Raw genomic sequence first — 11433 nt, 5'->3', positions numbered from 1 at the left:
GACGGGGTGGTCGTTCGGTGAGTCATGGTCATGATCGTGGCACGCCTGGCCGACGTCGCGCAACGCTCCCGCAGGTCAGGCCGGCAGCTCCGCCTCCGGTGTCGCCTCGACCAGCGCGCGCGTGCAGGGGTGCTGCGGGGAGCGGAAGATCTCGTCGGACGGGCCGGTCTCGACGATGCGGCCGCGCTGCATGACGGCGACGCGGTCGCTGTAGAGCCGGATCACCGCCAGGTCGTGGCTGACGTGGAGGAACGAGATCCCCTGGTCGCGCTGCAGGTCGGCCAGCAGGTTGAGGATCTGGGCACGCACCGACACGTCGAGCGCCGAGGTCGGCTCGTCCGCGATGATCAGGTCCGGCCTGAGGGCGAGCGCGCGCGCCACGGCGACGCGCTGGAGCTGCCCGCCGGACGCCTCGTGCGGGTAGCGCCCCAGGTAGTCGGCGCCGAGGCCGACCGACTCCAGCAGCGCGACCAGCTCGGCGGTCGACGTCGTCTCGCCGTGCGCACGGAAGACGTTCTCCAGTGTCTGCCGCACGGTCTGCAGCGGGTTCAGCGACGCCAACGGGTCCTGGAAGACCATGGCGACGTTGCGCCGCAGCCGCCGCAGTCCTCGCCGACTGAGGCAGGCGACGTCCTGCCCGTCCGTACGGACGGTGCCGGACGTCGGCACCACCAGGCCGTTGGCCATCCGCGCCAGCGTGGACTTGCCCGAGCCGGACTCGCCGACCAGGCCGAGCGCCTCGCCCCGCTCGACGTGGAGCGAGACGCCGTCGACGGCGAGGAAGCCCTTGCGCCCGCGGCCGAAGCCACCGGCGGTGCGGTAGCGCTTGCTGACGTCGGTCATCTCCAGGATCGGCTCGCTCACCGGACGACCTCCTGCAGTGCGGGGAGACGATCGAGGTGGCAGGCCGCAAGGTGCAGGCCGCCGCCCTCGCTGGTCGGGCGGACGGTGGGCAGCGGTGCCTCGACGACACAGCGCTCGCCGACCTGGTCCGCGAGGCCGCAGCGCGGCGCGAAGGCGCAACCTGGTCCGGCGTCGCGCAGCGACGTGGGCGCGCCGGGGATGGCGCGGAGCCGGGTCCGCTCCCCTCCAGTGTCGAGTCGGGCGTCCAGCCGCGGCGTGGCCGCGCGGAGACCGGCGGTGTACGGGTGGGCGGGCTGATCGAAGATGTCGCGGAGGCTGCCGTACTCGGCCTGGCGGCCGGCGTACAGCACGAGGACGTCGTCCGCCGCGCTCCCCACCACCCCGAAGTCGTGGCTGATCAGGAGCATCGCCATGCCGTACTCCTGCTGGAGCTCGCGGAGCAGGGCCAGGATCTGCGCCTGCACCGTCACGTCGAGCGCGGTGGTCGGCTCGTCGGCGATGAGGAGCGCCGGCCGGTTCACCAGGGCCATCGCGATCACCGCGCGTTGCCGCATGCCGCCGGAGAACTCGTGCGGGAAGCGGCATACGGCGTCCGCGGGCTCGGGGATGCCGACCCGGTCGAGCATCTCGACCGCACGGGCCCGCGCAGCGCGGCGGGTGACCGACGGGTCGTGCAGGCGGACCGCCTGGGCGATGTGCGCGCCGATGTCGAGGTACGGGCTGAGCGCGGACATCGAGTCCTGGAACACCATGGCCACGTCGGAGCCGCGGGCCCGGCGCAGCTCGCGCTCGTCGGCGGAGAGCATCTCCCGGCCGGCGACGACGATCCGGCCCCGGGCGCTCGCCCCGCGCGGCAGCAGCCGCATGATCGCCCGGCCGGTGATCGTCTTGCCCGACCCCGACTCGCCGACCACGGCGAGCGTGCGGCCGCCGTCCAGCCTCACGGAGAGGTCCCGGACGACATCGGCGGTGACGCCGCCGCTGGTGAACGAGATGCACAGGTCCTCGACCTGGAGTACGGGGTCAGGCACGGCGGATCCTCGGATCGAGAAGCGGCATCAGCAGGTCGGCGATCAGGTTGCCGACGATGATGAGGAAGGCGGAGAAGAGCGTCACCCCGACGACGATGCTCAGGTCGGACTCGTTCACGCCGGACAGCAGCAGGTCGCCGAGCCCGTGCAGGCTGAACACCTTCTCCGCGATCACCGACCCGCCCAGGAGCGCGGTGACGTCGAGCGCGAACATCGCCACGACCGGCACCATCACGCCGCGGACGGCGTGCCGGTTCACCTGCCGGGTCGACGCGCCGCGCGCGGTCATCGCGACGAGGTGGTCGGCCGAGAGCTCGTTGAGGAGCTGGGTGCGGGTGACCCGGATGTAGCCGGCGGCGAGGATGAACGACAGCACCATCCACGGGCCGATCAGGTGCCAGGCCCAGTCCGTCGGTGACTCCGAGAACGACACGAAGCCGGAGTACGGCAGCGCGTTGAGCATGAAGCCGAAGACCTGGACGACGAGCAGGCCGACGAGGAAGGTCGGCACCGACAGCCCGAACATCGCGAAGCCGGTCGAGAACCGGTCGACGATCCCGCCCTTGCGTATCGCCGACAACGCGCCGAGGCCGATGCCCACGACGAGGCACAGGACGGCCGCGCCGACCGCGAGCGACAACGTGACGGGCAGCCGCTCGGCGATGAGCGTCGTGACGTCGCTGCGGTTCGGGAATGAGTAGCCGAAGCAGGGTGCGTGGCAGTGCACCTGCTGGGCGCCCTCGCCGTACGTACGGCCGACGAAGAGGCCCTTCACGAACTCGGTGTACTGCCACACCGCGCTCTGGTCGGTCTGCATGTAGGCGCTGACCTTGGCCCGGGTCTCGGGCGGGCACGGCTTGCCGCACATGGCGCGGGCCGGGTCCTTCGAGGCCCCGAAGAAGAGGGATATCGTCACGAAGGCGATCGCGAGGAGCATGAACACCGCGGTGACTATGCGGCGGGCGATGTAGACGATCATGCAGCATCCTCCGTGCGCACGTCGAGGACGTCGCGGAGCGCGTCACCGGCGAGCGTGGCGCCGAATACGATCAGGAACACCACGGCGCCCGGGAAGAGCATGTACCAGACGTCCGCACCGCTGTAGATCCACGGCAGCGAGTCCGAGAGCAGCTTGCCGAGGTCGGGGACGTCGCCACGTAGGCCGACGCCGAGGAACGACAGTCCCGCGACGACGCTGACGTTGCCGGGCAGTGACATCGCGAACAGGACGACGACCAGGCCGAAAAGGTGCGGCAGCATCTCGCGGCGGATGATCTGCCAGGGCGGAGCCCCGGTCGCGCGCGCCGCCTCGACGAAGGCGCGGGCGTTGATGGCGCCGGCCTGGGCGCCGATGATCCGGGCCGGGACGGTCCAGCCGAAGAAGGCCAGTACCAGCACGAGGACCAGGCCCCGCGGCATCTCCGGCGGCACGATCGCCATGATCGCGATGACGAACATCAGGCCCGGGAAGCCGAACATGAAGTCGATCACCCGCCCCGCGACGGCGTTGAGCCAGCCGCCGAAGTACCCAATCGCCGTACCGAGGACGGCGGCGAAGGCGATCGACAGGATGCTCGCCCCGAACGCGATGAACAGCGACGAGCGGATGCCGTAGACGATCTGGGCGAACAGGTCGACGCCCGTCACCGGGACGACGCCGAGCCAGTGGTCGGCGCTGACGCCACCGAAGGCGCCCAGCGGACGGCCGCCGTCCGGGTCGAGCAGGTCGGTGTGCAAGGTGCTCGGGTCCTGTCCCTCGATCCACACGAGCAGCGGGGCGCAGAGCCCCGCGACGAGCGGCACGACCAGCATGACCAGGCCGGCGACGCCGGACCGCTTCCGGAGGAAGCGGCCGAGGACTGGCGTACCCCGGCCCTCCGCCTGCTGGATCTCAGCGATCGACACCGACGACCAGCTCATTCGCGAACGGCGGGTAGGCGGGGATGAAGTAGTTCAGGATCTTCGAACCGGCCAGGGCCTGCGTGCGCTGCACGAGGATCGGCACGACCGGGGCGTCCTCCATGATCTGCTTGTCGATCGCGGCCCACATCTTGGCGGCCTTGTCGAGGTCCGGCTCCGCGCTCGCGGCGTCGATCGCGGCGTCCACCTCGGGGTTGGAGAACTTCGAGGCGTTGCCGCCGCCGTTGTCGATCTCGCTCGACGCGAACAGCGGCTGGATGGTGCTCATGCCGCTCGGGAAGTCCGCTCCCCAGCCGTTCGTCGTCATGTCGTAGTCGCCGTCGGCGGACGAGACGAGCTCGTACCAGGTGTCGCCGTCGAGGCCCTTGAGCTCGACCTTGACGCCGACCCGCGCCAGCGAGTTCTTGATGCTCTGGGCTTCCTTCTCCTCGATCGCACTCACGTCGGTCGGGTAGGTCAGCGTGAGCTTCAGGTCGGAGACGCCGGCGTCGGCGAGCAGCTCCTTCGCCTTGTCGACGTTGCCGGTGTCACCGCCGTCGTACAGGTTGTACTCGGTGTAGCCGGGGATGCCGGGCGTCATGATGGTCGAGGTGATCTGGCCGCCGAACTTCGGGCCGCCGTACACGCTCTGCACCTCGGCCTTGTTGATCGCGTAGTTGATCGCCTGCCGCACGCGGACGTCGGAGAGGCCCGGGCGCTTGACGTTCATGGCGAGGTAGCGGAAGTAGCCCGACGGGCTGTTGGCCATGCGGTCGGAGATCGACGGGTCGGACTCGATCCGCTGGAACTGCGACGGCGAGATGAGCGCGTTGCTGATCGCGGTCTCGTCCTCGCCCTTGTCGTCGATGAGGCGCTGCACGATCGTGTCGTTGTTCAGGCCCATGTCGAGGACGATCTTGTCCGGGCCGGCGAACCGTGCCTGGTCAGTGTCGGCCTTCCAGTTCGGGTTGCGGTCCAGCACCGCCTGCGAGCCCTTGCGGAAGCTCGTCACCTGGTACGGGCCGCTGGCGACCGGGTGCTCGCCGTACGTCTCCGGCTCGGTGTCGGCCGCAGCCGGCACCGGCGCGAAGGCCGGCATGCTGACGATCCACGGCCAGTTGCCGAACGGACGCGTCAGGTGGAAGACGATCTTGTGATCGTCGACGACCTCGATGGAGTCGAGCTCCTTGCCGTCGTACGGGCCGTCGTAGTCGGTGCCGCCGACCAGCAGCGTCTTGTGGTAGCCAAGGCCACCCTGGAACATCGGCGCGAACGACCGCTCGATGCCGTACTTCACGTCCTGCGCGGTAATCGGGCTGCCGTCGGAGAACTTCAGGCCCTTCTGCAGCGTGAAGGTCCACGTCTTGCCGCCGTCGTCCGTCGTACCGGTGTCGGTGGCGAGGTCCGGCACGAGGATCGTGTCCTTGTCCGGGAGCGTCCGCCACGACGTCAGCCCGCGGTGCACCCACCGCAGCCGGCTGGTCGGCACCATCTGCGCGTTGGCGGTCTCGAAGGACTCGGTCGCGCGCCGCGAGAGGTAGTGCAGGGTCCCGCCCTGGGGCACGGACTCGAGCGCCGTCGTGTTCTTCTCCTTCGTCGGCTCGGTGGACTGCGAGTTCGCGTTGCAGCCCGCCATCACGAGGGCCAGGACGAGCGCGAGCCCTGCGGGCACCACTCTCCGGGATCGATTCGCCATAGATCGCGCTTCCTGTGAGGCGGTCCCGATCGGTCGGGTCCGCTGCTTGGATCTCAGGAAGGGAGTCTGTTGGCGGGCGAGAGCGCGCGTCCATCGAGGAGTTCTGCAGGGAACCTTTCAGAAAATCTGAAAGGTCGCGGAGATCTGCGCGCGCAGCGTCCACGATAGCCCGGCGGTCCCGGTGGCTGGAAGACCGCGGCGCACATCCGCGGGCGGGACCTAGCGTTCGCCCCATGACGCCGATCTCCCCCGCCGACAACACCCGTATCAACGCCCTGTACGGGGTCCCGTTAGCAATGAAGAAATTTCCAACGAAGTTGCCACTGACCTGCGGTGATGTGTCTCCTCCCCCGGCCCGAAGCGTGGCCGCTGCCTGCCGCCGGTCCAGTCGGCCGCGCACCGGCCGAAGGGCCCTCCGGGGACGAGCCGGGAGGGTGAGGAAGGTCGGCGGGAAGGCCGGGCCGTTCGAACCCACCGGCTTCTACGAAGCAAGTTAGAACACAAGTCGGACTTACCGATCCGAGGGCAGGCCGTCGGTGTCGGCGAGGAGGGCCAGGAGGACGAGGAGCCCCGTCCGGCGACGCCTTCGGGCCGAGGGACGAGAAGTGGTGCGAACCGTGATCACAGAAGACCAGCGCCACGAAGGAGAGGACGACGACACGACGAAGAGAGCACGAACACCAACGAGACCACGAACGACAGAGCACAGCGGATCAGCAGGCCAACCAGCGACACCACCAACAGCAGGATCAACCAGCAGTGCTAAGGCATCGTCACTTTCGTGTCGATGCGTCCGGGACGAAAAGGGGGAAACGCGATGCCCGCCGAGGCCGCAGAGTCGCCGGATCCGCCGCCTCACGGGTGGCCCTACGTATGCGTCCGCAAGCAGCTACTGGGCCGCTCGTGCGGCTGGTGTGGCCGGCACGTGCCCTAAGCCGGGCGCGGCCGCCTGGCCACCTACTGCTCGAAGTCGTGTCGCAACCGGGCCTGGGAGGTGCGCAGCGCGGAGGCCCGGTTGCAGCGCGACATCGCCGCCGGCACCGTGCGGACCGAGCCGGTGCGCGAGGTGGTCCGCGAAACCGTCGTGCAGACCCGCATCGTCACCGCCCCCCGCGAGCCCGCCGAGCCGGGCGCGACGTCGGCCGTCCCGGCGACGGCGCAGCAGTGGCTGGCGCACCTGGCCGAGCTCGCCGGGCAGCTGCGCGAAGGCGAGCTGGGCCGCCAGCACTGGCACCACGCCAAGTGGCGATCGCGGTGATGGACTCCCCGCGGGCGCAGCGGGAGCGGGCGATGGCCAGGGTGTCGTCGTCCACCGCCGGGGGCCGGCCGCCCTTGCGGCCCTGGGCCGTGGCCGCGGCCAGGCCGTCCAAGGTGCGCTCGCGGATCATCTCGCGTTCCATCTCCGCGACCATGAACAACAGCTTGTCGGCCATGGACTGCCCCGCTGGCCGACGTCCGCCGGGCCCACGCCGCCGCTGAGGCGGTGCGCGAAGCCTTGACCCACGAGCGCACCCAGCGCGCCGCCGCCGAGACCGCGCTCCGCGGCAAGGGAGCCGCCTCGTGAGCGAGGCGGTCGATCTTCTCGGTGTCAGTGATCGGTGTCGGCGCACCGCATCACGCCCCTGAAGCTCTATCCGGCGTGCGGCACCCAGTTCGTTGCGGTGGCCCAGGGCTCGGCGACCGTGATGACGAGATCGACCACGGGGTCCTTGACGTCGGCGTAGGTACCAATCTCGCTGACGGTGTCTGCGAGGACCCTTTTGAAGCGGGCATAGGCGGGGACCGCCTCGGGGTGTGCCCGAAACCAGTCGCGAAACAGCAAAGCGAATCGCTCGTTGGGGGTGCCGAGGATGCGGACATGCAGGTTGATGTCCTCGTCCACGTGCCCGCGCCGTGACCACAGTCTCTTCGTCCAACGTTCCTGGGCATCGTCGCATCCGGCCGGGACGTGGTCATACCGATAGACGGATCGCTGAAATCCCCGGTCGGCCAATGGCTGGTCGAAGTTGTGCTCGGCTTCCTGGAGATCCCGGACGCTGACCTGCAGATCGAAGATCGGCTTGGCTGCCATGCCGGGGATCGCCGTGCTTCCGATGTGCTCGACATGCAGGGCCAGTGGCGAGAGCGCGGAGCGCAGGTCGTTTGCGAGGGCGGTTCCTCGTGCCTGCCAGGCGGGGTCATGGTCGACCACGATGAGAGCGAGCGTCGTGTCTTTGGGCATCTGATCAAGTGTAAGGAACCGGGTCGAGAGTCATCGAACCGCCCCGAACCGTGATCCGTCGGGTGTTGATCTACCCTCGACGGCGGGACCTACAACCGGAGCTTCTTCCAGAACATCGAGTTCATCACGGACCAAGGTACGGCTGACGAGAAACACTGGCCGGACCTTCCCCGGGCTCCCGACGGCACCAGGCCGAAGCCGACGGGTAAACAGCTCATAGGGGTGAACCACTGCAAGTACTACTTCTGGGATGAGTACAAGACGGCGAAGAAATGGGCCTACGGAGTTCCGCAGGCGGGCTGGCTCCAGTGTGACGAGTATCCATTCGCGTCGACGCTGGAAGGCGCCGGCAAGAAGGACGGGAACTACTCCATCCAAGCGGTTCCCAAGCAGCACAACCTGGATCATGGGGCCGCTCTCGACAGCTTCTACGCCGACTATCGTGTCGTGCCCGGTAATCAGTTCTGGGTCAAGATCGTGAACTGATCCGGACAATCTCAGGTTGCCCAGCTGAACGTCTGTGAGTGGAGGCGGTCATCCGCCTCCACTCACAGACTTGCTCGAACCTCGAAAGGATCTGTCTGTTGAACCTGTCGCGAGCGATGCCCGCGGAGAGCCAGTGGGATCTCCTGGAGGAGGATCTCCTGAACAGCCGCTTCGATGTGGCCTGGATCGACACGGAGGAGATCGATGAAGTCGCGGAGCGTTTCCGGGTGGATCCGGGCTCTGGAGTTCTCTGCGATCTCGATACCGCATTCGACCTGATCGACATTGACGAGCAGGAGACTCTGGTCTGGGGCCACTGCGCTCGCCCGCCGATGGCCGGGGAGATGACCCGGAGCAGGACTGACGCTCACCTGCCGCGGGCCGTCCATAGCCCAGCCCCGCCCGCCGTCCCGTGTGAGCGGGGCCTTCCCTGTCCTGTTCAAGGGAAGGTAGCGGTGACCCTTGCTGTCGGGGTGTTCAGTCACCATCAGGCTTCCACTGTGCCGTTGTTCCAGGTTTAGAGATATGCAGGAATGATCGAAGAAGTGCAGCAGTGGCAGATTGTCTGCGGCGGGTGCGGGCGTCTCCCAGGCCATCGTGATCACCACCGGCATCACCGAAGACGGCGGCCGTCGAGGCGCTGACGCACTGCGTGGACTACGTGATGGAGAAGCTCTGATTCACACTCGCGCAGGGCCGTCGCGTACGGCCACGAAGGGCGCCCTCGCCGTGCCCGTCACGCCGATGCGGGCAGTCGCCCCGCGAGGAGCTCCTCGGAGCGTTCCCATAGCCTGCGGGCGAGATCGACGTCGACAGCCTGCGGGTTCTTCGGCTCCACATCCTTGCGCTTGTAGTAGTAGGCCCCTGACCGCCAGTCCCTCCCCGGTGTGCCTTCGGCGAGCCACACGATCTGGTCCGCACCCTGCTCGGGCGTGGACAGCAGGATGTTCCGGATCACCGGTTTGGTACCGAAGAAACGGACGGTACGCATGATCGGGCTAGTGGTGTCGGAGGCGAAGTTCGTCACGACGTTGCCCGGGTAGAAGCAGGCCGTCGAGAGGCCATCGGCGTGGTGGCGCCGGTGGAGTTCCGTCGTGAACAGGATGTTCTCCAGCTTCGACGCGCCGTACGCGTGGACCGGGTCGTAGTTGCGGTCATGGTCGAGGTCGTCCAGGTGGATCTCCTTGGCGAACCGCACCGTGCTGGAGGTCTGGAGCACCGACGCCCGCGAGGCGATGAGCGTGTCTAGGAGCAGCCGCGTGAGCAGGAACGGCGCGAGATGGTTGACCTGGAACGTCTTCTCGAAGCCGTCCACGGTCTTCGTCCGGGTGCCGAACACCCCGCCGGCGTTGTTGGCGAGCACATCGATCCGCGGGTACGCGGCACGGAGTCCAGCGGCGAGCCGCTCGACGTCGTCGAGGCGGGTGAAGTCGGCGACGAAACTGTCGGCCCTGAGTTCCGCGGCGACGGCGCGGGTCTTCTCGGCGGAGCGGCCCACGACGACGACGGAATGCCCGTCCGCATGCAGCCTCCGCGCCGCGACTGCCCCGATGCCGGCGGCGATATCGGCGTACTGCCGCGCTCACGAGACCGCCCGGCCCTCGCGTTGGCCTTCAGACCTACCAGGAGCGCGGCCCAGGACCCGGTAGACGGTGGCACGTCCGATGGAGAACACCTCCATCAGCTCGGCGATGGTGTACTCGCCGGTGGCGTGTATCCGCACCAGCTCGGCCTGCTGCCGGGCGGTCGGCTTGGGCCGGCGGCCCTTGAGCCTGCCTCGGGAACGGGCGACGGCCATCCCCTCGCGAGTCCGCATCTTGAGCAAGCCGGCCTCGAACTCGGCGAACACCGCCAGCATGTTGAAGAACATCTTCGACATCGGGTCGGCCGGGTCGTAGATGCTCCCACCCAAAGACAGGCGAACACCCCGGGCGACCGGGGCGTCACCGATGTCGCGGGCGTCGGGGACCGAGCGGGCCAGCAACGTACCGTTTAGCCCCCCATCACCGGACAGTTTGGCGGACAACCTGAATGAGACCGCGTCGCCGCAGGTCGGGTCTCCACGTAAGGAACATCGGGGCCGTCTCGGTGAGCGACCCCTAACGGACACTCCGCAAGCTTGATCATTCTCAGCGATAACCGCTGTTCCCGGATTCTTCAGCCCCGGGTTGCAGCAGCGCTGCGAATTGTTTTACGAGACGCTTGTCGATCTGTTCGATACTGCCCTCGGTCGCGACGGCGCATGCCAGCCATGGCACCCGTGGTGACAGTTGGACCTGTGAAGGGACCCCGAGAAGTGATCCAGACGCGGTGAGAGCCGGCGGTCCGGTGGTGCTTCGCCCCGAAGCCCGGCGGCCGGGGTGTGCTTTGGCCAGGTGCCGCGCTGGTCAGCCGGAACCGGTCGGTCTGGGAGTGTCGATCCAGCGGGCGGCTGCGTCGAAGGTATCCGTCGGGGTGCTGTTGAACGCGATCGCCGCGTTGGGAGCGTGTCGTCGTACCAGGTTGACGACCTGCTCGAACAACTCAAGCTGATCTTCGGGTTTCCGTACACCGCCGCCGATGACGACGCATTCCCAGGGCCGCGCGCGCAGGGTACGGCTGACGATCGTTTCCACGTCGTCGCTGCCGTCGAGGCCGAACAGGCAGGTCTCGACGCCGACGCCGTGCTCGGCGAATCGAGCCATGCCGACCTCGATCGCGTCGGCCACCGGCTTCGGGTTCCAGGGCCCGGGAACCCGATACGGGTCAAGGCCGATCACGAGGACGCGGGGTACCGGGGCTGTTGTGTCCACACCCGGGACCTTACGCCACAGGGGTTGCCGCGCGTGGCCATGTGGGCTGCGGTCGACAACGGACGACTCATCGGTGTGTGCACGACGCGGCGTAGGCCGCTGGTGCCTGGTAGCCGAGGGAGCTGTGTCGTCGGCGCGCGGCCGGGGCTGCGGTCGGCGGGTACCGGCACTTCGAGTTCCTCGCGCAGCGCGGGCGCGAGGACGAAGCGCGGGGTGTGGTACTTCGAAGCGGTCTTCCCGCCCCTCGTGCGGCAGGCGCTGCTGGCGGGCGCGTCACACTTCGGGCAGTCGTGTCGTTCTACCGCCAATGCGGCCTGATTGGGTGTCAAACCCATGGCGGCAGTCTCTCAGCTTGACTCTGTCGGGGATCTTGTTCGCTGTCGGGTCAGCTGGCGGCTCGCCAGGAACGCAAGCGCGGGATGCCTTGCTGGTCGAGGTAGTCCT

At 68.2% G+C, this 11433-nt stretch carries 12 protein-coding genes; 2 read left to right on the top strand and 10 right to left on the bottom strand.

All coding sequences use genetic code 11. The features are described 5' to 3' along the window. Positions 1-75: 75 nt before the first annotated feature. Genes ABZU75_RS12000 through ABZU75_RS11980 form a run of 5 tightly spaced genes read right to left on the bottom strand, consistent with a single transcriptional unit; the run spans position 76 to position 5490 of the window. On the bottom strand, positions 76-864 hold the full coding sequence (locus ABZU75_RS12000; RefSeq protein ID WP_355552507.1) for an ATP-binding cassette domain-containing protein: 789 nt from the start codon (positions 862-864) through the stop codon (positions 76-78). After that, entirely contained in the window at positions 861-1895 is a 1035-nt protein-coding gene (locus ABZU75_RS11995) for an ABC transporter ATP-binding protein (protein WP_355552504.1), read from the bottom strand. Before ABZU75_RS11995 ends, ABZU75_RS12000 begins: the two co-directional genes overlap by 4 nt. Further along, positions 1888-2874 carry an ABC transporter permease gene (locus ABZU75_RS11990; protein ID WP_355552501.1) on the bottom strand — a complete coding sequence of 329 codons (987 nt, stop codon included), beginning with the start codon at positions 2872-2874 and terminating at the stop codon, positions 1888-1890. The genes ABZU75_RS11995 and ABZU75_RS11990 overlap by 8 nt, the downstream gene beginning before the upstream one ends. Further along, positions 2871-3800: an ABC transporter permease gene (locus ABZU75_RS11985; RefSeq protein WP_355552498.1), complete on the bottom strand. Its 930-nt coding sequence runs from the start codon at positions 3798-3800 to the stop codon at positions 2871-2873. Before ABZU75_RS11985 ends, ABZU75_RS11990 begins: the two co-directional genes overlap by 4 nt. Next, a complete protein-coding gene (locus tag ABZU75_RS11980; RefSeq protein WP_355552495.1) occupies positions 3787-5490 on the bottom strand; it encodes an ABC transporter substrate-binding protein in 1704 nt (567 codons plus the stop codon). The genes ABZU75_RS11985 and ABZU75_RS11980 overlap by 14 nt, the downstream gene beginning before the upstream one ends. A gap of 994 nt (positions 5491-6484) precedes the next feature. On the opposite strand from ABZU75_RS11980, the gene ABZU75_RS11975 reads away from it, so the two are divergent. Continuing rightward, a complete protein-coding gene (locus tag ABZU75_RS11975) occupies positions 6485-6748 on the top strand; it encodes a hypothetical protein (protein WP_355552492.1) in 264 nt (87 codons plus the stop codon). Positions 6749-7120: 372 nt separating this feature from the next. Here ABZU75_RS11975 and ABZU75_RS11970 read toward each other — a convergent pair whose 3' ends face one another. Next, positions 7121-7711, bottom strand: a complete 591-nt coding sequence (locus tag ABZU75_RS11970; protein WP_355552489.1) for a GrpB family protein — start codon at positions 7709-7711, stop codon at positions 7121-7123. A gap of 222 nt (positions 7712-7933) precedes the next feature. On the opposite strand from ABZU75_RS11970, the gene ABZU75_RS11965 reads away from it, so the two are divergent. After that, positions 7934-8197, top strand: coding sequence for a NucA/NucB deoxyribonuclease domain-containing protein (locus ABZU75_RS11965; RefSeq protein ID WP_355552486.1), 264 nt, complete (start codon positions 7934-7936; stop codon positions 8195-8197). A gap of 62 nt (positions 8198-8259) precedes the next feature. Here the strand turns inward: ABZU75_RS11965 and ABZU75_RS11960 are convergent, their stop codons facing one another. The 4 genes from ABZU75_RS11960 to ABZU75_RS11945 all read right to left on the bottom strand — a co-directional run bounded on the left by ABZU75_RS11960 (position 8260) and on the right by ABZU75_RS11945 (position 10989). Further along, a complete protein-coding gene (locus ABZU75_RS11960; RefSeq protein WP_355552483.1) occupies positions 8260-8805 on the bottom strand; it encodes a hypothetical protein in 546 nt (181 codons plus the stop codon). A gap of 128 nt (positions 8806-8933) precedes the next feature. Next, positions 8934-9749: an SDR family NAD(P)-dependent oxidoreductase gene (locus ABZU75_RS11955; protein ID WP_355552655.1), complete on the bottom strand. Its 816-nt coding sequence runs from the start codon at positions 9747-9749 to the stop codon at positions 8934-8936. 30 nt (positions 9750-9779) lie between these two features. Then, positions 9780-10181, bottom strand: coding sequence for a recombinase family protein (locus ABZU75_RS11950; protein WP_355552480.1), 402 nt, complete (start codon positions 10179-10181; stop codon positions 9780-9782). Between the two features lie 403 nt (positions 10182-10584). Next, on the bottom strand, positions 10585-10989 hold the full coding sequence (locus ABZU75_RS11945) for a hypothetical protein (RefSeq protein WP_355552477.1): 405 nt from the start codon (positions 10987-10989) through the stop codon (positions 10585-10587). Positions 10990-11433: the final 444 nt, after the last annotated feature.

Source organism: Streptosporangium sp. NPDC005286 (assembly GCF_040607515.1).
Classification (GTDB): Bacteria; Actinomycetota; Actinomycetes; order Streptosporangiales; family Streptosporangiaceae; genus Streptosporangium.
This window is presented reverse-complemented; position numbering and strand designations above follow the sequence as displayed.

Coding starts and splice junctions, on each gene's coding strand:
- ABZU75_RS11990 (WP_355552501.1), bottom strand. CDS start 2,874: ATGATCGTCTACATCGCCCGCCGCATAGTCACCGCGGTGTTCATGCTC.
- ABZU75_RS11980 (WP_355552495.1), bottom strand. CDS start 5,490: ATGGCGAATCGATCCCGGAGAGTGGTGCCCGCAGGGCTCGCGCTCGTC.
- ABZU75_RS11970 (WP_355552489.1), bottom strand. CDS start 7,711: ATGCCCAAAGACACGACGCTCGCTCTCATCGTGGTCGACCATGACCCC.